Origin of the sequence: Bacillus sp. COPE52, assembly GCF_003355115.1 — a bacterium.
Lineage (GTDB): Bacteria > Bacillota > Bacilli > Bacillales > Bacillaceae_G > Bacillus_A > Bacillus_A toyonensis.
On sequence record NZ_CP031292.1, the window covers coordinates 2,323,801 to 2,347,143 of the forward strand.

Sequence of the window (23,343 nt, forward strand, 5' to 3'; positions counted from 1 at the left end):
TAAAATTAATTGGATTATTTTTTTATATTTTATGATAGTATATTGATTTGTAAGACCTATTATTTTAAGGTCAGGTCATATAACCATATATAATTTTATGGAATTGAAGTATGGAGGGACAACATGGGGAATGTTGAAAAATTTGCAAATCTTCTAATAGAAGAACCGAAAAGAGAGCAGTTATTTCCTTTATTTGAAGAAGTGTTTGGTATTGAAAGTCAAACATTACGTGATTTTACGGAGAAAGGATATTGGGATTATACATATAAAGCTTTATCATTTTTACAAGATAACAAAGTGATTGCGAATGTTGCTGCATTTTCACTTCCGCTTTTAATGAATGGTGAAAAAATAAATGCAGTGGGTATTCAATCGGTAATGACACATCCGAATCATCGTCGACAAGGGTTAATGAAACAATTGTTTAGTAAGATGATAGAAGAAATTGATGAGCAATGTGAGTGTGCGCTTTTATTTACTGAAAATCCAGAACTATATAAACCATTTGGTTTTCAAATTGTGCAAGAATATTTGATGAAAGTATCATACGAAAACAAGAGTGATAAAGATTCTCAAATTAAAAAGTTAGATTTTTATAATGAAGAGGATAGACAATTAATACATGAGATGATTGAAAATGGCCAAAGGCTTTCTAATACATTTTCAACGTTAAATTACCGCTCTTCGTTTTATTTAAATATGTATGATTCAACATGGAATGAAAACCTATATTATTCAGAGAAATTAGATACGTTGATTGTTTTTACAATAGAAAATCAAAAACTAAAATTATATGGAGTATTTGCTCCGGTACTTCCGATTTTAGATGAATTATGTGAGGAAATCTCTGGGGAATTTAAGGAGATTGAATTTTATTTTTGCCCAGATCAATTAGGAATTGATGATGTACAATATACAGAATTACAGACTAGTAAGTATTTAATGGTTCGAAGTAATAAGGAATTAGATTTTAAAGGTTATAAATTCCCGGTGTTAACCGAGTTTTAAATATTGATTTAATTGCTTTTTTATGGAGGAATTATGAAAACATCATATATACCAAATCATATTGAGCAACTTACCGTAATGAATGTAACTGAATATTACAAACTGGAAGAAAATCATACATTCATTGTCCATTCGAAGGCAGAAACAGATTTTTGGCTGAAAACACATTATGGCTTTGAAATAATGAATGGTCATGTATTTTATAATGAGATTATGACAGATTTTCAGGCTGAAGTTCAGTTACGTATGAATCCAAATGCGACATACGATCAAGCAGGTCTTTTTGTTATGATTTCGGAGAACTGTTGGTTAAAAACTTCTTTAGAATATATCCCTGAGGGGCCATCTCATTTAGGTGCTGTCGTAACGAATAATGGATATTCTGACTGGTCAACGCAAGATTATCCAACTGAAGCAGCTAAGCAACAACTTCGTTTTCGAATTATTCGAAAACGCGGTGATTATTCAATATATGTGAAAATAAGTCAGCGATGGGAACAAATAAGAATCGCTCATTTAATGGAGGATATAGGGAATGAGCCTGTTAAAATAGGCTTTTACACGTGTAGTCCTTCTAAAAATAAAGGATTTGAGACTGAGTTTTTCGATTTTACAATTGAAGAAATATAGATAAAAAACCGCATTCTTTTCATTAAGAATGCGGTTTTTGTATTTGTATATTTATAAAGCACATTTATTGACCGAAAAGTCATTAATGCTTATCATTTAATAATGTTAAATATTAATTTGCATAATATAATAAAAGTAAAGAAGAAATTACAAACTATAGGGTTTAAATAAGGAGGGATATGAATTACTCAGTGGTAATTTCATGGAAAAAGGAGATTATGTATGAAATCATTTCGCAAGCTATTACAGTATTTAAAACCATACATGTTCTTCGCTATTATTGGACCGCTATTTATGGTACTTGAGGTTGCGATGGACTTAATTCAACCGACTATTATGCAACATATTATTGATGTCGGGATTGCAAATAGGGATTTGAATTATGTAATAAAAATGGGGCTTCTTATGTTAGGAGCAGCGGCACTTGGGGTAGTTGGAGGACTTGGGTGTATGATGTATTCTACAAAAGCAGCTGTAAATTTCGCTACAGACATACGAAAAGATGTGTTTACAAAAATAGAAACATTTTCTAGTAAAAATCGGGATGCATTTGGAACCGGAAAATTATTAACGATTGTGACAAATGATATTACATCAATTCAATCGGCGATGACGATGACATTACGTGTTCTCGTTCGTGGCCCTTTGTTATTTATCGGAAGTATAATTATTGTTTTTGTAACAGCGCGAGAGTTATTTCCAATATTACTTGTAGTTGTACCAATTTTATTACTGGCGATTATTTTAATTGCAAGTAAAGCGAGTGGAACGTTTAAAAAGGTGCAAGAAGCATTAGATAAAGTGAATACAAAGTTACAAGAAAATTTATCTGGTGTACGTGTTATAAAAGCGTATGTAAGACAAAAATATGAAATTTCTCAGTTTGGAAATGTGAATACAAATTTAACGAAGATAAATATTCGAGCTGTGCAGCTTATTTCCTTAATGATGCCAATTATTATGCTAGTTGTCAGTGGTGGAATTGTCGCAACACTATGGATTGGTGGAGAAAAAGTATTTAATGGAACTCTTCAAGTAGGTGCGATTTTAGCATTTATTAACTATTTGAATATCATTTTAATGGCACTTATGTCTATTAGTATGGTATTTATTCAAATTGCTCGAGCTTTTCCATCTGCGGATCGTGTACAACAAGTCTTAAATACTGAAGTTGATATTATGAACGAAGCTAACGCAATTGAACCTGAGAAAATCGAAGGGAATATTGATTTTAGAGATGTTAGTTATAGTTATACGAAAAATAATGAATACGTTTTAAAAGATATTTCATTCAGCATACGTAAAGGTGAAAAAGTAGGGATTATCGGTTCTACAGGGAGTGGTAAGTCTACTTTAGCTAAACTGCTACCACGCTTATATGATATTGAGCAAGGTGAAATTTGTATTGACGGAATAAATGTTAAGAGGTACGATTTACAAAAATTACGTGCTTCAATAGGTTTTGTACCTCAAAAGGCATTGTTGTTCTCAGGAAGTATAGAAGAGAATTTACGTTACGGTAAAGAAGATGCAACACACGATGAATTGGAAACAGCAGCTTCATCTGCGTGTGCGACTGAGTTTATTAACAAGTTGGAAGAATCGTATCATTATAATTTAACACAAGGTGCGACGAATTTATCAGGTGGACAAAAACAACGTGTATCCATTGCAAGAGCGCTTGTGAGAAAACCATCTATTCTTATATTAGATGATTCTACATCAGCAGTTGATGCGAAATCAGAAGCGAACATTCAATCGGCATTAAGAACAGAATATAAAGGAACAACGATATTATTAATTGCTTCTAAAATCGCATCTATAATAGATGCTGATAAAATTCTCGTATTAGATAATGGTGAATTAGTTGGTGATGGTACACATGAACAACTGCTAGAACAATGTGAGGTATATCAGGAAATTTATCTTTCCCAAGGTGGTAATTTGCATAAAGAAGGTGGGAAAGAACATGCGTAATTTTCAAGGACAATTTGCTAATAAAGGTGGACGTAACGCACCTAAGAGTGGAAAAGTTAAAAATACTAAAGGAACTGTAAAACGGATTTGGAACTATATGGGGTATGAAAAAGCTGCTCTAATGTTCGTTATATTTCTAGTATTTGTTACGACATTACTTGGGTTATTAGGTCCATATTTTATGGGAGTAATTATAGATCAATATATTGTACCGAAAGATTTAAACGGTACGGCAAGAATGTGTATGTTACTTATTGCAATTTACGGTGTAACGGTGCTTTTAACATGGTTACAAACGTATGTCATGATTAATGTTGCATTAAAGACAATTCAAAAAATACGACAAGATATATTTGAGAAAATCCAAACGCTTTCTTTACGGTTCTTTGATGTACGTTCTCAAGGTGATTTAATGAGCCGTGTGACAAATGATATTGACAATTTAAATCAAGCGTTGACGCAAAGTGTCGTACAGATTATTTCATCAGCTTTAACCTTTATAGGTGTGACGATTGCGATGTTCTCATTAAATTGGATTTTGGCACTTGTAACTTTAATTACAGTACCTATTATGTTTTTCGTTACAAAAAAACTTGTTGCATATAGTGGTAAAAACTTTGCAAAGCGTCAAAAAGATTTAGGAGAATTAAATGGTTTTATTGAAGAAGCTATAACAGGCGCGGATGTTACAACGTTATACGGGAAAGAAAAAGAAACCGTACAAAATTTCAATAAAATTAATGAACAACTAAGAATTTCAGCAACGAAGGCTGATACATTTTCAGCTTTTATTTTTCCGAGTATGAACTTTATTAATAACTTAGGAATGGGGCTTGTAATTGGGACTGGATCCGTTATGGTATTAAACGGTATGACAACAGTAGGTGTCATTGCGGCGTTTATTAATTATTCTCGTCAATTCTCAAGACCACTAAGTCAATTTGCAACGTTAATGAATACGATTCAAGCGGCAGTTGCGGGGGGAGAACGAGTTTTTGAAATTATGGATGAGGTACCAGAAATTCAAAATAAAAAAGACGCATTCATTGTACAAAATATACAAGGGCATGTTGAACTTGAGAATGTTTCGTTTGGTTATGTGGAAAATAAAACAATTTTAAAAGAAGTAAGTCTTAAGGCACAGCCTGGAGAGACAATTGCTTTAGTTGGTCCAACGGGATCGGGAAAAACAACAATCATAAACTTATTAACTCGATTTTATGATATACAGCAAGGGCAAATTCATATTGATGGAAAAAATATAAAAGATTATGATATCAATTCTTTGCGAAGTAAAATAGGAGTAGTTTTACAAGATACGTATTTATTTGCTGGGACAATCATGGATAATATCCGTTATGGACGATTACATGCAAGTGATGAAGAAGTAATCAATGCAGCAAAGGCTGCATCGGCACATTCTTTTATTAAACATTTACCGAAACAATATGAAACAGAGATTGCTTCAGAAGGATCGAATTTAAGTCAAGGACAAAGACAACTTCTTGCGATTGCAAGGGCAATTTTAGCAGATGCAGACATATTAATTCTTGATGAAGCGACATCTAATATTGATACGAGAACAGAATTGCAAATTCAAGCAGGATTAAACAATTTAATGAGAGGTAGAACGAGTTTCGTAATCGCTCATCGACTCAAAACGATTGAAAAGGCAGATCAAATCCTCGTTATAAAGGATGGGAGTATTTTAGAAAAAGGGAATCATGAATCTCTCATGGAGGATCGAGGGTTTTACTTTGAATTGTATACGAGTCAGTTTAAAATTTAATAATAATATTCATGTGGTGCGGTTTCTTTAGAAAAGAGAAACCGCATTTTTCATGATTGTAAACATCGCTAAACCCAATAGTCTTTCATTAAATGCTTTGACAGTATCACCTTGAATCTCTGGTAAAACATATGAATAGCGTTTTAGGTTGCAAAAATGCAGATTAAACGTAGTTAAGTTACAAAAAGGGTGGAATATACAGTTGTTCAGGTATGTAATTTATGTGTTTTTGTAGAATTACGAGTTGTTAGTAAAAACTAGCGGCCTCAGTGACAGATGGTAGAAATAGTTTACGTGGTATTGTAATAATCTCAAGCGCTATCTGCGTTGAATATAGGATTATTTGAGTTAAATCTAAAGCGAGTGTTAAAAGTATTATGAAGCTTGTAAGAATTACAAAACTACCCCAAAAGAAACTTTTTGAAGTGTTGCGGAAATCTTTTATTAAGGAAAAGAAAGAAAAAAATGCGGTAACAATAAGAATGAAAATTTTATACTTATCAGACATTATAACCCTCCCAAAGAACAGTAATTTATATTATACCGTATTTTTCGGTATTATTATAAATAGATTTTAAAGTGAATATTACGAAAAAAGAAAACCACAACTAATGTTTTAAGTTGTGGTTTTCTTTTTTGAGTACTTTGTTTTAGAAGATAGATAATCTAGAATTGAAAAACTTTAAAGGGATTACCATACTTTATTTCCGATCCAGCATCAGGTGCTCAATGAAAAGGTATGAAAGGTTATAGGCTGGTAATACGAGAATAAATAAGGGCGGATCTGTGTACAGCAATATTCCCATATCAAAGTTCTACTAGAGAAAAGTAGTTAGTTAAGGGCAGTATGTGAATAAAAAACAGATGGGTGTGGAAACTAAATATTTATGACATTAAGGACAAAGATTAGGAAATATAGATTGGTATGAAAAAGTACAAAAATCTAAAATTAGAATGAGCATTGAACTAGTGTATAACGATTGAAACGGCACTGAAGATTAATAAAACGGCCATAATGATGTTAAATAATTGGTTATGTTTTATTAATAATTTTTGGAATATTGAACCAAATAAACTCCAACTACATGTACTCATTAAACCGACTACACCTAGAAATAATGAAAAAAGTAGAAAACTTGAATATGAATTGTAGTAAGGGAGTATGAAAGTCGATACTACAGTCAGTCCGAATAATATCCCTTTAGGGTTAACGAATTGAAGAGAAATCCCCACTGTAAATAAGTTTTTATTATCTTTTTCACTGGGATTCGTACTGCCTTTACTAGTGAGTATTTTAAAAGCTAAATATAACATGTATGTTACACCTAAAACTTTTAAAGGGAATTCGATTATGGGTAAGATGTTAAGTAGTACTACATTAAAGAAACTACATAAAGAAGTGAGGATGAAAAAGCCGAAAGCTACTCCAAAGCAAAATTGCATGCTCCTCTTTAACCCGTGTTGATTGGCGTATGTCATAGCTAAAAAATTGTTAGGGCCGGGTGTGAAGCTACTTATAAAAACAAATAATAAAAAAGAAAATATAGGCATTTCAAAACCCCCTTATTATTTTTTGTATGTTATAATGACCGAAAAGAACAATATAACGTGTGCTTTTTATTATACATAACGGTCGTTATATTGTATATAGTGTAGGGGTGTTTTTTATGGAAGAAATTCAACTTATTCTAGCGAAAAATTTAAAAACAATACGAGAAAAAGAAAAATTAAGTTTAGAAAAGGTTTCTCAATTAACAGGAGTGAGTAAAACGATGATTGGACAAATTGAAAGAGGAGAATCAAGTCCGACACTAACCACAATATGGAAAATTGCTAATGGATTGAAAGTGTCTTTTACTTCTTTAATCAATAATCCACAACCCGATATAAAAGTTGTTTTACGGGATGATGTTCAAGTATTGTCTGAAGATAATGGGAAATATAAAGTGTATCCTTCTTTTCCTTTTCAAGATGATAGACATTTTGAAATCTATACAGTTGAAATAGAAACAGAAGGGAAACTAAGTTCAGAAGGGCATAAAGAAGGAGCAGAAGAATTTATAACGGTATTTGAAGGAGAATTGACAATAAAAGTGAATAATTGTCAGTATACATTAAATAGTGGAGATTCCATTCGTTTTAAGGCCGATAGATCACACTCTTATCATAATTTAGGGGAATCCTTGACTCGGTTAAGCATGACAATTTATTACCCAGCTACATAAGTATACATTTATATATATAAGATAAAAAATAAAAGATAAAACCATCTATACAAGATGGTTTTTATTTTGTGTTAAATTACAAAAAAAAAAGACACTCGTTTGAGTGCCAACATAGTATTGCTCTCGCGTATAGGATTGGAGTACGTTTCTCAAATACGTATTGAGAGATGGTTCGTAAAGGAGAAACTGTCTTCTTATTTAATGTAACATCGGTAAGGGTGAGTGTAAATTGATAATGTATATACGGAAAATTTAGTATAGATAGTTTCTACTATAAATATAGTGTAATTTGTTCTGTGTTACGTAATCAACGCCATGAAATAATTGGGTGGTTCTTATTATTATGATAGACTTGGTATTTAATAATGTGTATTAGAAAAAGAATGAATCATTTTTTAATCGATTCGTATAATTGTTAGAGAGGCACCTGTTGAACCACCTCCAACTAAATTAACAATGGATAATATACCGAATAATTGAAGTAAAATTGTATTACCAGCAATTAAATTAGTAATTAAATTATTATTATAATTTGAAGTTGACATAGCGGGAGAAAAAACAGAGCCAGAAAGTGGAGTAGAAGTGTTTAATAGTAACCTTGTTCCAGCAAGTAGAGAAGTTGTCGTATTAACTTGATAGGTTAAATGATATCTTCCGGTTACAGGAATTGTAAATACATCGTTTAAAGCGTTAACTGTAAAATTACTGAGGCTTTGGTTATTAGAAAGTGGAATATTAGTTCCACTTAATATAACTGAGATGGGATCACCTAATGTATTATTAGCGAACATAAAGTTTGTTGTAACAATTGACCCAGTACTTCCGGTAGGACCAGTATTCCCAGTAGGTCCTGTAAGTCTGTATGGAAGAATTATTTCAAGAGCCATTGATAGTAGTTCTTCTTTTATTTTTTCATTTTTATCTTGCAAATAAATCACCTCATTTTTAAATTAGAACCTAATAAGTGTAGTGTTTTTAGAGTGGAACTATCATTTTATTCTATTAATAGAAGTAGTTTATAGTAACGGTAAAAGGTTTAATAAATGTATGAATCATTTGGAAAGAAAAAAGATAGTTATGAAGTTATTCCTTAATGATAGAGTCATAATAATGTATGTTAGTTAAAAACATGTGAAATGAGGTATTGAATTGAAGCGGAATGATAAATTATCAATGAATAAAGGTAGGATAGGACCTGAGAATATCGGCCCTACATTTCCAGCTCTTCCACCAATTTATGTTCCGACTGGAAGTACAGGTCCAGCAGGAGTAACAGGAGTAACAGGTCCAACGGGATCAACGGGATCAACAGGAGTAACAGGAGTAACAGGAGTAACAGGTCCAACAGGAGTAACAGGAGTAACAGGAGTAACAGGTCCAACAGGAGTAACAGGAGTAACAGGAGTAACAGGAGTAACAGGTCCAACGGGATCAACAGGATCAACAGGAGCAACAGGAGTAACAGGGCTAACGGGAGTAACAGGTCCAACGGGAGTAACCGGATCAACAGGAGTAACAGGTCCAACGGGAGTAACAGGTCCAACGGGAGTAACGGGGTCAACGGGAGTAACGGGAGTAACCGGATCAACAGGAGTAACGGGGTCAACGGGAGTAACAGGTCCAACGGGAGTAACGGGGTCAACGGGAGTAACGGGAGTAACCGGAGTAACGGGAGTAATCGGATCAACAGGAGTAACGGGGTCAACGGGAGTAACAGGAGTAACGGGGTCAACGGGAGTAACAGGGTCAACGGGAGTAACCGGGCCAACGGGAGTAACCGGAGTAACGGGAGTAACCGGAGCAACAGGAGTAACGGGGTCAACGGGAGTAACAGGGTCAACGGGAGTAACCGGGCCAACGGGAGTAACGGGAGTAACCGGAGCAACAGGAGTAACGGGGTCAACGGGAGTAACAGGGTCAACGGGAGTAACAGGTCCAACGGGAGTAACGGGGTCAACGGGAGTAACCGGAGCAACAGGTCCTACTGGGGGGATTGGCCCCATAACAACAACCAATTTGTTATATTACACTTTTTCAGATGGAGAGAAACTTATATATACAAATGCAGATGGGATAGCTCAATATGGTACGACGAATATATTATCACCTAGTGAGGTTTCATATATAAATTTGTTTATTAATGGAATTCTGCAACCACAACCATTTTATGAAGTTAGTACTGGTAAACTAACTTTATTGGATAATCAACCACCATCGCAAGGGTCTTCAATTATTTTGCAATTTATTATTATTAATTAAAAAAGACAGATTCTTATTTTAAAAGGAATCTGTCTTTTTTGTTTTAAATTACATTCGTTAACATTAAGTGACGATAAATTCGATTGTGATTGGAATTCCGCCGTCTAATGCATCTCCACCAGGAATTGTAATAGCGCCAGTAGGGCCAGTAGTAACACTGGAGTTCACGCTTGGCTGAAGGATACCGTTTACATATAGGTTGTAATACGTGAAAGTTGGAAAAGCAGTTGCAGTAGTACCCGCATCGTTTAAGCAAGCTGTGGCAGCAACCGCAAAGGCTGCGCCTGTGCCAGTCCCGGCTCCTAGTGTAGATGTGAATCTTCTAGATGCCATAAATGGTTGAATGATAGGCAATTAATTCTCACTCCTATTCATATTTTATTGGACCGAAGTATTGAATAACTTGTCCACTATATTGTATGAGAGTTTTCTATAATAGAAACGGCTTTAGGATTAGAAGAGTGGCATAATTTTATTAAAAGTATAATTTTTACTACAATTAAAAAGCGATGTTGATATTTGTGGAATATATGCTAAGGGTTAATTTGAATTTTTGTATTCAAATTAATATGTATTCTTTGGTTTAAGAGATAAACGTGGAAAAATAAAATAAACTCTTAAGTTTAGGTGTTTAATCTAAGCACTAAATTATTAAAAACATATAATTAATATGTGAGTCATGAACATAATTAAATAACGTTTTCAAGTTTGATTATCATTCATGTTTCCTATTTTAAGAGAAACATATAACTCAACTACTTTTTTCAATCGCATCTTTTATAGTACTTAGAATAGGAAAACACTCAACTATAAGAAAAGTAAGGAGGAAATAAATGAAACATAATGATTGTTTTGATCATAATAACTGCAATCCGATTGTTTTTTCAGCAGATTGTTGTAAAAATCCACAGTCAGTTCCTATTACTAGGGAACAATTAAGTCAATTAATTACTTTACTAAACTCATTAGTATCAGCTATTTCAGCATTTTTTGCAAATCCAAGTAATGCAAACAGATTAGTGTTACTCGATTTATTTAATCAATTTTTAATTTTCTTAAATTCCTTATTACCTTCCCCAGAAGTTAATTTTTTGAAACAATTAACTCAAAGTATTATAGTTTTATTACAATCTCCAGCACCTAATTTAGGACAATTGTCAACATTATTGCAACAATTTTATAGCGCCCTTGCACAATTCTTCTTCGCTTTAGATCTTATCCCTATATCCTGCAACTCAAATGTAGATTCTGCAACTTTACAACTTCTTTTTAATTTATTAATTCAATTAATCAATGCTACTCCAGGGGCGACAGGTCCAACAGGTCCAACGGGAACAACAGGAGCAACAGGTCCAACAGGTCCAACAGGTCCAACAGGAACAGGAGCAACAGGAGCAACAGGAGCAACAGGAGCAACAGGCCCAACAGGAGCAACAGGAGCAACAGGCCCAACAGGAGCAACAGGTCCAACAGGAGCAACAGGCCCAACAGGTCCAACAGGCCTAACAGGAGCAACAGGCCTAACAGGAGCAACAGGAGCTGGAGCGGTTATTCCGTTTGCATCAGGTACACCAGTAGCATTAGCAACTGTTTTAGGTGGATTAGCAAACACAGGAGCACTTCTTGGATTTGGAAGTTCATTCTTCCCTGTAATTGTCCCACCTGGTGGCCCGATTACTATAGGCCCTGTACCTCCAGTATTTGATTTCGCATTTGTAGCTCCTCGCGCAGGTACAATTACTTCGTTAGCAGGATTCTTTAGTGTAACTGTAGCGGTTGCTTTAGCATTAGGAAGCATACAAATTCAAATGCAGTTGTACAGCGCACCAGCAGCAAGTAATACTTTCACTCCAGTAGGTGTACCATTACTATTAACACCAGCATTTAGTGGTCTAATTGCTATCGGTGCCACTTCAAGTGGTATTATCGGAGAAGCAATTGCGGTCGCTCCACAAGATAAGATATTACTTGTTGTTTCATCAACTACACCAGGTTTTGATATAGCTACTGCTATTACAGGATTCGCAAGTGCAGGGATAACATTCGTCTAAGCATCGCGTCTTAAATGGTGAGCATTGAAAAAAGGAATACTCTTTTTAAGAGTATTCCTTTTTGTATAGCTAAAAAAGATCTTATTTATTTTTATTGCAGTTACATCCTTTTTTCTTTACATAGCCTTGCTCGGCTAAATCTCTTTGTGATTGGGAATTGGAAGATTGAGAATTCGAAGACTGAGAGGATGTGGATGAACTACTATTTTTATTATGAGAGTAGTTTTTTCGATAGTTATAATTACTCATAGTACTATCACCTCCAATTAAATATATAACTATTATATGTATGTACTCTATTAATTGTTACGATAAAAAATCTCCTAGGTATTTTCCAAGGAGATAAATAATTGTTTTTTAATGAGATAAATTAATATCCCCAGTAAAGAGGGAAATAATATGAATCTTGGTAATATAAATTTTGTTGTGGATTAGGAGGCTGAGTTCCGCGGTTCTGATTACAGTTTGCTGGAGGACCAATTACTGTAGTAGATTGAATAGGGGATACCGCTTGTTTCCATTGTTGTTCATTGAGGCAATAAGTATGAGCCATCATATTGGCTGGAGTTAATCTTAAAATATCAGAACCAAAAATAACTTCTGGGGTTGGGGCATCGAAAATAGCTAATAAATGAGTATTATCCGCTGAAGCGATCTCGTAATGCCACCATGCTTGTGGAATGTTGGCAACTTGCCCTGGTTTAATCGGTAAGTTTAATATTTGATTTGTAAATGGATTAAGTAAAGAAACAACAGCAGATCCTGAAATGCAGTAAACAAGTTCAGCTGCATTTTGATGAATATGTGGTTCTACAACATTGCCTGTACTTAAATAAATATCTAGTAAAGAAGTGTTTTCTAAAGTATTTAATTGTTTTATGCCAAGTACGTTTATATAGTTTTGGGCATCTTTCTTAAAAAAATTACTTTTACTTACATCATGAGTGAAATTGGTTGAAGGAGAGGTGTAGTCAATATTGGAAGTCAATTGTATTACCTGCCTTTCTATTGGAAAGTATGGATACAAATTTAGGATATGTGCCTAGTGTTAGTTATGTGCATTTGTTTGTATCGTAATACATTCACTTATTTTATAAAGAATATAGCCTGTACTTCTTATTTCTCATAACGTTAATATGGATAAAAATTAGGGTGAACGAACGAAAGGCGGAATTCGTGATGTTAGGTAAGGAGTAAAAATATTAAAGTATATTTTAATGGTTACGTTATATGAAAAGACCAATGCCTTTTAGAAAGGAATTGGTCTTGTATTTAAGATAGGTTATTGCTGAATAATTAATTGTGCTTTAGCGGTATAGGCGTAATTTAGCCACAATAATGCCAAGTTTTGTTTTAAACCAAAATGGATTTATATGACGTCAAAATGAGATACCTTTGTTTTAAGTGGAACAGGTATGCCATTTACTTTTGCTTGTTTCATGTTATGTGAAAGTCTTGGAAATGCAGAGAAAGTAGAATCAATAATTGTAGCACCATCTGGTAAATAAATGGGTTGTAAATCTGAAGTATAAGCCGTTATGATATTTTCAAATAGTTCATACGATACTAGATTGTGGAAAGCGATCGGATCTGTAGTTAATAAATTGTTATTAAAATGGCTATTTTCAAGTGCTATATTGTCTTCGAAATCGTTTATAGTTGGTTTGTATAATTGATGAATCATTCCAAGGGTTTTATAGCAATCTAGCATACTTGTAGTGGTGATACATGATACGTTTTGAGATTCTTGTAGTTGTGAGTAGGCAGAGTAAATGGGGCTGAGTTCATAACTTATTTCAATAGAATAAATCCCGTTTAAAATTGTTTTAAATATGTAAAAAATAAAGGTGTTGAGATTAAACTATATTCGTATTCTCATTCATACTTTTGATTGATGGAAAAAAGTAATGAAAATGTTAATTTTAAATTACATCAATCATTTATAAGGAGTGAATGTTTATGTCATTTAGTGAAATGATTAGAAATGAAGTGCTCAGCTGGACGGGTGTTTCTGAAAAACCGCATCGATTTGGTGGTATTGAAATAAATTATGGTAAGAAGGAACTTGGTCATCTTCATGGTGATAAATTAGTTGATTTACCGTTTCCGAAGTTAAAGCGAGATGAATTAGTAAACCAAGGATTAGTGAAAGCACATCACATATTACCTGAATCAGGATGGATAAGTTATTATATAAAGAGTGAAGAGGATATTCCATTTGCAATTGAGTTATTTCGAATGCAATATGACCGAATAAAAAATAATGAAAGTAAGTAGATAAATAAAAATGTATTTTCATGTCACATCCCTCCTTAATCGTTCGTCTTGTATGTAGAACGATAAGGAGGGATTTTATTATGAAGAAATTTGATGTAGCAATTGTTGGTGGTGGGCTTGCTGGATTAACAGCATCTATATATTTAGCGAAAGCTGGAAAGAAAGTGATTGTATTAGAAAAGTCCAGTCGATTTGGTGGTCGAGGGATGACTATAAATAAAAATGGGATCTGCATGAATCTTGGTGCACATGCCTTATATAGAGGAGGAGCAGCATTTTTAACTTTTAATGAGCTCGGTATGAATCTTCCGGGTGGAATACCAACTACAAAAGCACATGGAATATGGAAAGGGGATATATTCACTATCCCAACAGATTTTCGCTCTATTTTATCAACGCCACTACTTTCGTGGTCTGCAAAAGTACAATTCTCACGTTTTATGATTCGTTTAGGGAATTTAGATGTAGGAGAAGTTCCAAAAATGAGCCTAACTGCATGGGCGGAAAATGAAATAAAAGATCCAATGGTTCGCAATATATTTTATGCCCTATGCCGAACAACAACATATACGTTTGCTCCTACAATACAATTAGCTTCTTCAGTACTAAAGCAAATACAACTATCTATGAAAGAAGGTGTACTTTATGTAGATGGTGGTTGGGAGACGATTATAACAAAATTAAGAGATATAGCCAATAATGTCGGGGTGCAATTTTTGGCTAAAAAGCATGTTTTGGAAATAGAGCATGATGAAGATAAACAAAGAATACATTGTTTTGACGATGAGGTATTTGAAGTAGGTACAGTCATCGTGACGACTCCACCGAAAGAGGCTTGTAAAATAATAAAAGGGACAGAAGGAACAAGTTTGCATAGATGGAGTGAACAATCGGTACTGGTTACCGCTGCTGCATTAGATATTGGTTTGAGACGATTACCCAATCCTACACATCAATTTGCATTAGGGTTAGATCAACCTATATTTTTCACGAATCAATCAAGAGCAGCTAAATTAAGTGAAGATGGATCCATTGCAGTGAGTCTAATTAAGTACCATAATCCTGTGCTAGAGATGAATCATATTCATGAAGATAAAGAACAGTTAGAAAGTGCGATGGAGTTGTTACATCCAAATTGGAAAAGAGAAGTTGTTGCGCAGCAATATTTACCGAAAATAACAGTAGCATATGATTTTCCTCATATTGAACGAGTTGAAACTCCAGGTCCTAATATCCCTGAAATGCCAGGTGTTTACGTTGCAGGTGATTGGACTGGGCAGGATGAATTATTAGCTGATGCTGCAGTAGCAAGCGGAAAACGTGCAGCGTTACACATTTTAAAGCAATTAGAAAGTGAAGGTGTTCATCATGGAAACGGAGCAATTATATGAAGCATATCAGCCATTATTATTTTCGTTAGCATATAGAATCCTTGGGAGTGTTATGGATGCTGAGGATATCGTTCAGGATGTATTTATCTCGCTTGATAATATAGAGGATATACAGTCTATCGAAAATATGAAAGCATATTTGTGTAAGATGGCGACAAATCGTTCAATCGATAAATTACGTTCGGCAGCGCATAAACGTAACGTGTACGTGGGGATGTGGTTACCAGAGCCACTTGTAGAAGAGAGTGATGAGCCATCAGAGTCATTTGTAATAAAAGAATCCCTTTCCACAGCATATTTATTACTTTTACAACAACTGTCTGAAGTGGAAAGGATTGTTTTCATATTAAGAGAGGTTTTCAGTTATGAATACGAAGAAATAGCTTCAATTGTTGATAAGAGTAGTGTGAACTGTAGGAAGATCTTTCAACGGGCACGAAAAAGTATTTTGGATAAACCGAAGCAATCAAAATTAAGTACGAAGAAAATGGCTGCTTATGTTGAAAAGTTTGTATCATCATTACAGTGTGGGGATGCGGAAGGCATGTTAGAAGTATTAAAAACAGATGCGATATTCAAAGCAGATGGTGGCGGTAAAGTGACAACTGCAATTCATCCGATTTATTCTGCAGATAGAATTATACGTTTATTTTTTGGAATTGCGAAAAAGTTCCCGGCAGAGTACAATGTTAATTTTAAAATGGTAAATGGTGCACCAGGAGTTATTGTTACTATAAATAATAAAGTGACTTATGTACTTTCATTTTCATTTGAGAATGAGAAAATTTCAAACATTTATATGATGGTTAATCCTGAAAAACTTATGCATTTAAATGTGAAAATATAAAATAAAGACGCATTTCAACAGAAATGCGTCTTTATTTTATTACTTTTCTAACATTTCAAGAGGTACATCTTTTTCACCGGCTACCTCAAATTTAATTTCCCCGTCTTCTTCATAAATACGTGTAATAATCGGTATTGTAATCATTAATTTTTTATGCTGCTTTCGCTTTCTTGCAGCATCTAAGCTAATCACGTTCATTGTAAGCATCCTTTCTTCGAAAAATATATAAACAAAAGAAAATGCGTCCAAAAAGGGCGCTTAATTGAATTTGAAATACCGATTCATTTAAATGGGGTTTATATAATTTAATAACTGCAATTTTAATATGAAATAATAAGAATGGAATAATTGCACGTAGAAATTAACTTTACCAAAAAACGAAACAATATGCTATAAAAAATTATAAATTTTTGTCATATAACGGGAAAAAGGTTTTCGTTTCGCATATAATGAAAAGTAGACGGGCAGCAAGAGCTTTTTCATCATATTGCTTGGAAAGGCGATGAAAAGAATGGATACGTTAAATTCATTATTATTTCAACTTGAACAATATGGAGAAGAGCATGATCAGAATAAAAAAACACGGGAAGAAAAATTACGGAATGTTTCTCGTGAAATGGGGCAATTTTTATCAGTTTTAGTAAAAGGGTGTAATGCAAAAAAAATTTTAGAAATTGGAACTTCTAATGGTTATTCTACATTGTGGTTAGCGAATGCGGTAGAAGAAACAAATGGAAATGTAACAACGGTAGAGCTTTCTTCAGAACGAGTGGGAGAGGCGCTTGTAAATTTTGAAAAGGCAAACCTATTACAAAGAATTGATGTTCATAATCAAGAAGCAGGGGCATTTTTAGATTCGCAACTCGATTATTCATTTGATTTTATTTTCCTAGATTCAGAGCGTACACAATACATGTGGTGGCTTGAGCATATAAAACGTATTTTACAACCAAAAGGATTTCTTGTTATTGATAATGCAACTTCCCATGCGAGTGAATTAGCTGATTTCATAAAAATGATTGAAGAGGATGATGTGTTTGAAACGGTGTTATTAGCGTTTCAAAAGGGAGCATTTGTAGCGCGCAAAAATAAATAGAAGTGAACGTAATATAATTATCACATTGAAAGCCGGCAAATGTCAAAAGATTGACTACAGCATGACAGAAAGAATGTAAATTATATAGATAACATACGAAGAATCCGCCTTCAGCATGTTCTTCTCTAGGTCTTAAGTCTGAGGAAAATAATGTGGATAACAGGTATACTTATACTAAGAAACAGGGAATGACTGCATAAGCAGATATTTCTTGAAAAATCGATTTCAAACAGACTGATTGTACATGAAATACGATAAATGAAATGAAAAATAGTGCATATAAATTCGCACATATAAATAAAGGAGCGATTTTGTTGACTGAACTCGAGAAAAAAGAACCCGTATCAATTGTGAAAGATAATAATGTAGGAGTAGTAGTTGATACAGTTATAAAAGATGAAGAACTTGATGAATTGAATAAAGAAGCTGATCTTTATGTACAAAAGTTAAATAGCGAGCAAAATACAGATTTATCAAAAGTATTGTCTCAGCTAGGAGATTTAGGGGATAAAGAGCAACAAGCAGCAGGACAAACGTTATCGGCGTTAAAACGTCCTGTAACAGCGATGATGAATGGGAAAAATGAAGAAATTCCAAATACATTGTTAGAGTTACGAAAAGTGGTATCAGAGCTTGATCCGAATTCATTAAAAGCAAGTGGTATGAAGAAAATAATGTTTAAAGTATTCAAAAAAAATCCACTTGAAACATATGTGCATAAATACCAATCTATAGATAAGCAAATCGAGGAGATTATTAGATCCCTTCTAATTGGCCGTGACAATTTGCAAGAAGATACGGTTGGCCTTGAAATGTTAAAAGAGCAATCGCATGATAAAATTCATGCTCTTGATAAACAAGTATACTTAGGGAAAAAACTTGCTGGGATGCTTGAAGCTGAGAAGCAAAACCCAGAGCGTCAAAGAGATATTCCATTAATAAACGATGCATTAGAAAAGATACTTGTACGTACACGTAATATGCAGCAAGCGAAAAGTGTACTATTACAATCGATTGCATCTGTAGATATCATTAAGAAAAATAATGAAAAGTTAACAGAGGCAATTCGTAATGCAATTACGATGACGCAAAACGTTGTAACAGTTTCAGCTGCTATTCAGCTAGCATTAACGAATCAACGTAAAACAATTGATGCTGTTAATGCGACAAATGAAGCAATTGAATCAATGGTATTAAGTAACTCTCAAGCATTGAAACAAAATACAGAAGAAACAACAAAGTTGCTTGAAAATCCTGCTATTAGCATGGATAAATTACGTGAATCATTCCAAAATGTATTCGCAGCGATTGAAGCTTCTGAGAAATCGTCAGAACGTATTATTGAGTCTAGTAAGAAATTTGTCATTGAATTAGACACATTTAATGATGAGATGAAGCAGAAACTCATTCAACGTCCAAGGAAATAACAGATTATTAGAGGAGGTGAAAAAATGAGTTTCATTCAAACAGTATTAGTACTATTAGGTACATTACTTTTAATCGCATTTACTGTCGTTGTTTTAGTAGTATATTTCGGACGTAAACTGTATTTTTCATGGACGAAACCATATAAGAGGGCGCAAGATTCTATAGAAAAGTTATCGAATAAATCGACACCGTTTTTACAAGAGTTTACGCAACATCCACTCTTTTATCGATGGATTCGTACAGAAGGAAAGAAAGAACAACATACATTGAATACTCTTTTCTGTACATCAAGTCAACGTACGAGAGAGCAAGTATTTTCAATGTTACCGAAAGAAAAACAGAAAAAAGTGCATGTAATGGCAAAAACAACGAAAAAGCTTACAAATGAAGATATCGATGTGGCCGCGATGAAAGTGAAAGATTTCTTAAGACAAGAAACGCAGCAAACTGTAAAACCGTCAGACCTATCGTTTTATAAATTGTATTTTTATGATCGATATCCAGATGCATTGAATACAATTCAAACGTATAAACGCTCGATAAATCCTTCATTACAAAGAACAGTTGATGATATTACAATTTCAGTATTAAATGCATTGCCGTATTATCAAGAGCAGCGTATGTTTGAACAACAACATAAACTTGAAACGTTCTTAATGAAAGATTTAACTGCGATGTTATCTTTAGTGGTGCAATTACCTCCGTCACAACGACCAGAAAAAGAAGAAGAGTTAAAAGTCTACTTGCAAAATTTCAAAAAAGAAATGGAAGTAGTAGAGCGTGATATTCGGGACTCCATTGATCATGATTTGAATGTGAAGATGAGAGCAGCGACTGAGAAGTTTAAGAATAAATAGAAAAAGCGCCTTAAAAGCTAAGTGTTTCACAGCTTTAAGGCGTTTTTTTGAGATTTTATTTTGCCTTAACGGTAGTATAACTAGAAGCAACACTTTCGTTATGCAATCGATCAACTGCAGTTACCACATACGTATACGTTTCTCCAGAAATAGTCGTTTTATCTACGTAAATTTCTCCAAGTTTTGTTTTTCTTACAGTGGTAAGTAAATGTTTTGGGTTGTGTATATCCACTTCATTTTTTCCATTCACACGGTAAATGGCGTAATAAGCAGAGTCATTATCTCTATTGTCAATTATTCCTACAGCAATACCGTCATCTCTTGGAATGGCACCTTTTAAAGTAGGTTGTTTTGGTGGATCATGATCAAGCCAAGGCATGGGCGGGATTAATGCAGGATGTATATATATGTCTTTGGAGAGTCTATCTTTTATTCCAAGTGGATTGTTATTTATATCTTTTAAACTGAAATGCATACTACCTTTTATTTGTGGATATTGATGGTTTAATGCGATTTGTTTCGGATATTCTTCTGGATTAGACCAAGCAGGGACAGAGTTGTTATTAATTTTATAAGCCGCTTGACCGATGTAAAGGTGAATCGGTTTGTTATTTGTTTCTTTTACCCACCAATCTACTAATATGTCATATGCAGCAGGTGTGAAACCGATATTCCAATATATTTGCGGTGTAATGTAATCAATGTACCCTTTTTGTATCCACTCACGTGTGTCAGCATAAAGATCATCGTAGTTTCTTTGACCTGCGGTTGTATTAGAGCCAGTTGGATCGTCAGCTATATTTCGCCATACGCCGAACGGACTAATGCCAAACTTTACGTATGATTTTTCTTGTTTTATAGCAGTATTTAAACCTTTTACGAGTTCATTTACATTATTGCGACGCCAATCTTCGATAGTTGAAAAATTTCCGTTATTATATAATTCAAATGTTTTTTGATCAGGAAATTCTTCGCCAACTACTTTATAAGGATAAAAATAATCGTCCATATGAATTGCATCAACATCATAATTTTTTACGATTTCTAAAGCGCCTTCTGTTATAAAGTTTTTCACTTCTGGAATACCAGGGTTGTAATATAGCTTCCCGCCGTAAGGTACAACCCAATCGGGATGTTGTCTTGCAGGGTGATTTTCTGATAGTCGATTTATATCAGTGTGATTCATCGTTATTCGGTATGGATTAATCCATGCGTGGAATTCTATATTTCTTTTATGTGCTTCTTCAATCATAAATGCGAGCGGGTCGTATCCAGGGTCTTTTCCTTGTGAACCTGTAATGTATTCAGACCAAGGACCGTAATTTGAAGGATAAAAAGCATCAGCGGTTGGTTTTATTTGTACAACGACTGCATTCATACCAGTGTTTTTTACATCGTCTAATAATTTTATAAATTCTTGTTTCTGCTTTTCGATAGGTAAGCCAGTTTTTGAGGGCCAATCAATATTAAGAACAGATGCTATCCATACAGCGCGTAATTCATGCTTTTTGTAAGTAGTATTTACCTCAGCATAGGTAGAGTGAGGGGAAATGAAAGAGAAAGGAGTAAACAAGATGATGATACAACACATCATTAATAAACGTTTCATAATCATTTATACGCCTCCCTATTATACGATTATTTAAAATAATATATGATGTGAGGTTGGCCTTGCAATTGAGAAAAATAAATATTGAAACATTAATTTAATAGGAAAAATATTTTTAGTGAAATTTACTTTCAGTATAACTAAATCGTTTCATGTCTTCATATGCTTGTTAGTAAAGTGAAACTTTCTTTCATTTGAAGGAAATAATTTATAAGTATAGGAGGCTTCAATAATGAAAGTTTTATTCGTTTGTTCTGGAGGAATGTCCAGCGCAATTGTTGTAAACGCTTTAAAAAAAGAAGCGGAGAAAAAAGGTGTGAGCATGGAAGTGCATGCAATTGGAACGAATGAGGTAGAGGAAGAAGTAAAGAATGGTTGGGATGTTGTAATGGTTGCACCTCAAATAAGACACCGATTTGCCTCTGTAAAAAAAATTGCAGAAGAGGAATCCATTCCGTGCGGTATTATTCCACCGCAAGCATACACACCGCTTGGTGGACCGACTTTGTTGAAAACTGTAAATGAATTAATTAGTTAGGGGGAAGCGTTATGAATAAGTTTGTCACGTTTCTTGATAAAAACTTATCTGGACCGATGGCAAGGCTTTCTGAACAGAGGCATTTACAAGCAATCCGTGATGGAGTTATTTCGGCGTTACCATTTATTATCGTAGGGAGTTTCTTTTTAATAGTAGCATTTCCACCATTACCGAAAGATAGTTTCATATCAGTATGGGCATTGAAAAATCAAACAAGTATATTAATACCATATCGGTTAACGATGTTTATTATGTCTTTATATATAGCATTTGGAATAGGATATAATTTAGCAAAAAGTTATAAGCTAGATGCTTTATCAGGAGCACAGCTTGCGGTATGTTCACTGCTATTAACGTTAACCCCTGAATTAATTGATAAAAAAGGATTTATGCTTCCGATGACAAATCTCGGAGGTCATGGATTATTTGTGACGATGATTGTTTCTATTTTATCCGTAGAGATATTAAGGTTTTGTAAGACGAAAAATGTAATGATTAAAATGCCAGAACAAGTACCGCCATCTGTATCACGTTCATTTGAAGCACTTATACCTGCTGCATTCGTTATTATTACAATGAGTCTAGTAACTGTCGTTTTTAGCATTGATTTACACCACGTTGTTGATAAATTAGCAGCACCATTAGTAAAAGCTGGTGATAGTTACTTCGGTGTAATCATTCCAGTGTTTTTAATTACATTTTTTTGGTCATTCGGAATCCATGGTGTGTCGGTTGTTGGAACTGTTGCTCGGCCATTATGGGAAGTTTACTTAGGGAAAAATGGTGAAGCAGTTGCCAGTGGAGCAGATCAGTTGCCATTCATATCACCAGAGCCGTTATATCAATGGTTTATATGGATTGGCGGTTCTGGTGCGACGTTAGGGCTTGTATTAGCTATGATTGTATTTGGTCGATCAAAATATTCGAAAGCATTATCAAGAACTTGTATTGTTCCTGGTATTTTTAATATTAATGAACCTGTTATTTTCGGATTACCGATTGTACTAAATCCAATTTTAATTATCCCGTTTATCATTACACCACTCGTAACAGCAACTGTTGCATACTCAGCAACTGCGATGGGATTTGTAACGCCAACACATATTATGCCGCCGTGGACATTACCAGCTCCAATTGGCGCGTATTTAGCCACAGGTGGGGATTGGCGCGCAGTAGTATTAGTTTTTATAAATATAGCAATATCATTTCTTATTTACCTACCATTCTTTAAAATGTATGACAAAAATATGCTTGAAATTGAAAAGAATGGTGACGGGGAATCTGTTAGTCCTTAAACTTTATACGGTTATTTTGAGTGATAGACTTTTTGTCTATCACTTCTTTCGTATTAAACTGAGAGA

At 34.1% G+C, this 23,343-nt stretch carries 22 protein-coding genes and 1 pseudogene; 15 read left to right on the forward strand and 8 right to left on the reverse strand.

Annotated features, from left to right (window positions below):
- The first annotated feature begins 123 nt into the window (after nucleotides 1–123).
- The 4 genes from DPQ31_RS11635 (at nucleotide 124) to DPQ31_RS11650 (ending at nucleotide 5,404) form a co-directional block, all read left to right on the forward strand.
- Entirely contained in the window at nucleotides 124–1,008 is an 885-nt protein-coding gene (locus DPQ31_RS11635; RefSeq protein ID WP_098712052.1) for a GNAT family N-acetyltransferase, read from the forward strand.
- A 33-nt stretch (nucleotides 1,009–1,041) separates the two neighbouring features.
- A complete protein-coding gene (locus DPQ31_RS11640; protein WP_208731922.1) occupies nucleotides 1,042–1,638 on the forward strand; it encodes a DUF1349 domain-containing protein in 597 nt (198 codons plus the stop codon).
- A gap of 222 nt (nucleotides 1,639–1,860) precedes the next feature.
- Nucleotides 1,861–3,615: an ABC transporter ATP-binding protein gene (locus DPQ31_RS11645; protein ID WP_208731923.1), complete on the forward strand. Its 1,755-nt coding sequence runs from the start codon at nucleotides 1,861–1,863 to the stop codon at nucleotides 3,613–3,615.
- On the forward strand, nucleotides 3,608–5,404 hold the full coding sequence (locus DPQ31_RS11650) for an ABC transporter ATP-binding protein (RefSeq protein ID WP_098712054.1): 1,797 nt from the start codon (nucleotides 3,608–3,610) through the stop codon (nucleotides 5,402–5,404). Before DPQ31_RS11645 ends, DPQ31_RS11650 begins: the two co-directional genes overlap by 8 nt.
- A gap of 247 nt (nucleotides 5,405–5,651) precedes the next feature.
- On the opposite strand, the gene DPQ31_RS11655 is transcribed toward DPQ31_RS11650, so the two are convergent.
- Together DPQ31_RS11655 and DPQ31_RS11660 are read right to left on the reverse strand one after the other, a co-directional pair.
- Nucleotides 5,652–5,912, reverse strand: coding sequence for a hypothetical protein (locus tag DPQ31_RS11655; RefSeq protein ID WP_098712055.1), 261 nt, complete (start codon nucleotides 5,910–5,912; stop codon nucleotides 5,652–5,654).
- 458 nt (nucleotides 5,913–6,370) lie between these two features.
- A complete protein-coding gene (locus DPQ31_RS11660) occupies nucleotides 6,371–6,955 on the reverse strand; it encodes a LysE family translocator (protein ID WP_098711692.1) in 585 nt (194 codons plus the stop codon).
- A 59-nt stretch (nucleotides 6,956–7,014) separates the two neighbouring features.
- Between DPQ31_RS11660 and DPQ31_RS11665 the strand changes: the two genes are divergently transcribed.
- The gene (locus DPQ31_RS11665) at nucleotides 7,015–7,629 is read left to right on the forward strand and encodes a helix-turn-helix domain-containing protein (RefSeq protein ID WP_106081116.1); all 615 of its coding nucleotides are present in this window, start codon (nucleotides 7,015–7,017) and stop codon (nucleotides 7,627–7,629) included.
- A 395-nt stretch (nucleotides 7,630–8,024) separates the two neighbouring features.
- Here DPQ31_RS11665 and DPQ31_RS11670 read toward each other — a convergent pair whose 3' ends face one another.
- Complete coding sequence (locus DPQ31_RS11670) at nucleotides 8,025–8,558, reverse strand: BclA C-terminal domain-containing protein (RefSeq protein WP_106081115.1); 534 nt, start codon at nucleotides 8,556–8,558, stop codon at nucleotides 8,025–8,027.
- A 220-nt stretch (nucleotides 8,559–8,778) separates the two neighbouring features.
- Here DPQ31_RS11670 and DPQ31_RS11675 point away from each other — a divergent pair, with 220 nt between their 5' ends.
- Nucleotides 8,779–9,888 carry a DUF4183 domain-containing protein gene (locus DPQ31_RS11675; protein WP_208731924.1) on the forward strand — a complete coding sequence of 370 codons (1,110 nt, stop codon included), beginning with the start codon at nucleotides 8,779–8,781 and terminating at the stop codon, nucleotides 9,886–9,888.
- A gap of 63 nt (nucleotides 9,889–9,951) precedes the next feature.
- On the opposite strand, the gene DPQ31_RS11680 is transcribed toward DPQ31_RS11675, so the two are convergent.
- Entirely contained in the window at nucleotides 9,952–10,242 is a 291-nt protein-coding gene (locus DPQ31_RS11680; protein WP_001121652.1) for a DUF4183 domain-containing protein, read from the reverse strand.
- A 479-nt stretch (nucleotides 10,243–10,721) separates the two neighbouring features.
- Between DPQ31_RS11680 and DPQ31_RS11685 the strand changes: the two genes are divergently transcribed.
- Nucleotides 10,722–11,939: an exosporium glycoprotein BclB-related protein gene (locus tag DPQ31_RS11685; RefSeq protein WP_208731925.1), complete on the forward strand. Its 1,218-nt coding sequence runs from the start codon at nucleotides 10,722–10,724 to the stop codon at nucleotides 11,937–11,939.
- Between the two features lie 370 nt (nucleotides 11,940–12,309).
- On the opposite strand, the gene DPQ31_RS11690 is transcribed toward DPQ31_RS11685, so the two are convergent.
- The gene (locus DPQ31_RS11690) at nucleotides 12,310–12,927 is read right to left on the reverse strand and encodes a cupin domain-containing protein (protein ID WP_087968933.1); all 618 of its coding nucleotides are present in this window, start codon (nucleotides 12,925–12,927) and stop codon (nucleotides 12,310–12,312) included.
- Nucleotides 12,928–13,221: 294 nt separating this feature from the next.
- Nucleotides 13,222–13,743: pseudogene (locus DPQ31_RS11695) on the reverse strand (hypothetical protein); the annotation flags it as partial.
- A 155-nt stretch (nucleotides 13,744–13,898) separates the two neighbouring features.
- Between DPQ31_RS11695 and DPQ31_RS11700 the strand changes: the two are divergent.
- The 3 genes from DPQ31_RS11700 (at nucleotide 13,899) to DPQ31_RS11710 (ending at nucleotide 16,454) form a co-directional block, all read left to right on the forward strand.
- A complete protein-coding gene (locus DPQ31_RS11700) occupies nucleotides 13,899–14,216 on the forward strand; it encodes a luciferase domain-containing protein (RefSeq protein ID WP_000010331.1) in 318 nt (105 codons plus the stop codon).
- An 80-nt stretch (nucleotides 14,217–14,296) separates the two neighbouring features.
- Nucleotides 14,297–15,607, forward strand: coding sequence for a phytoene desaturase family protein (locus DPQ31_RS11705; RefSeq protein WP_087968934.1), 1,311 nt, complete (start codon nucleotides 14,297–14,299; stop codon nucleotides 15,605–15,607).
- Nucleotides 15,585–16,454 carry a sigma-70 family RNA polymerase sigma factor gene (locus DPQ31_RS11710; protein ID WP_087968935.1) on the forward strand — a complete coding sequence of 290 codons (870 nt, stop codon included), beginning with the start codon at nucleotides 15,585–15,587 and terminating at the stop codon, nucleotides 16,452–16,454. Before DPQ31_RS11705 ends, DPQ31_RS11710 begins: the two co-directional genes overlap by 23 nt.
- A 39-nt stretch (nucleotides 16,455–16,493) precedes the next feature.
- Here the strand turns inward: DPQ31_RS11710 and DPQ31_RS11715 are convergent, their stop codons facing one another.
- On the reverse strand, nucleotides 16,494–16,652 hold the full coding sequence (locus DPQ31_RS11715; RefSeq protein WP_001100984.1) for a hypothetical protein: 159 nt from the start codon (nucleotides 16,650–16,652) through the stop codon (nucleotides 16,494–16,496).
- 304 nt (nucleotides 16,653–16,956) lie between these two features.
- Between DPQ31_RS11715 and DPQ31_RS11720 the strand changes: the two genes are divergently transcribed.
- The 3 genes from DPQ31_RS11720 to DPQ31_RS11730 all read left to right on the forward strand — a co-directional run bounded on the left by DPQ31_RS11720 (nucleotide 16,957) and on the right by DPQ31_RS11730 (nucleotide 19,835).
- Nucleotides 16,957–17,550 (forward strand): O-methyltransferase, encoded by a 594-nt coding sequence (locus DPQ31_RS11720; protein ID WP_033663278.1) that lies wholly within the window; start codon nucleotides 16,957–16,959, stop codon nucleotides 17,548–17,550.
- Nucleotides 17,551–17,864: 314 nt separating this feature from the next.
- A complete protein-coding gene (locus DPQ31_RS11725) occupies nucleotides 17,865–18,977 on the forward strand; it encodes a toxic anion resistance protein (protein WP_000137414.1) in 1,113 nt (370 codons plus the stop codon).
- Nucleotides 18,978–19,001: 24 nt separating this feature from the next.
- Nucleotides 19,002–19,835, forward strand: a complete 834-nt coding sequence (locus DPQ31_RS11730) for a DUF3974 domain-containing protein (protein ID WP_000008388.1) — start codon at nucleotides 19,002–19,004, stop codon at nucleotides 19,833–19,835.
- 55 nt (nucleotides 19,836–19,890) lie between these two features.
- Here the strand turns inward: DPQ31_RS11730 and DPQ31_RS11735 are convergent, their stop codons facing one another.
- On the reverse strand, nucleotides 19,891–21,450 hold the full coding sequence (locus tag DPQ31_RS11735) for a glycoside hydrolase family 10-like protein (protein WP_087968936.1): 1,560 nt from the start codon (nucleotides 21,448–21,450) through the stop codon (nucleotides 19,891–19,893).
- A 226-nt stretch (nucleotides 21,451–21,676) separates the two neighbouring features.
- Between DPQ31_RS11735 and DPQ31_RS11740 the strand changes: the two genes are divergently transcribed.
- On the forward strand, nucleotides 21,677–21,982 hold the full coding sequence (locus DPQ31_RS11740) for a PTS sugar transporter subunit IIB (RefSeq protein ID WP_208731926.1): 306 nt from the start codon (nucleotides 21,677–21,679) through the stop codon (nucleotides 21,980–21,982).
- 11 nt (nucleotides 21,983–21,993) lie between these two features.
- Nucleotides 21,994–23,277: a PTS sugar transporter subunit IIC gene (locus DPQ31_RS11745; RefSeq protein ID WP_087968938.1), complete on the forward strand. Its 1,284-nt coding sequence runs from the start codon at nucleotides 21,994–21,996 to the stop codon at nucleotides 23,275–23,277.
- The last annotated feature ends 66 nt before the right edge of the window (nucleotides 23,278–23,343 follow it).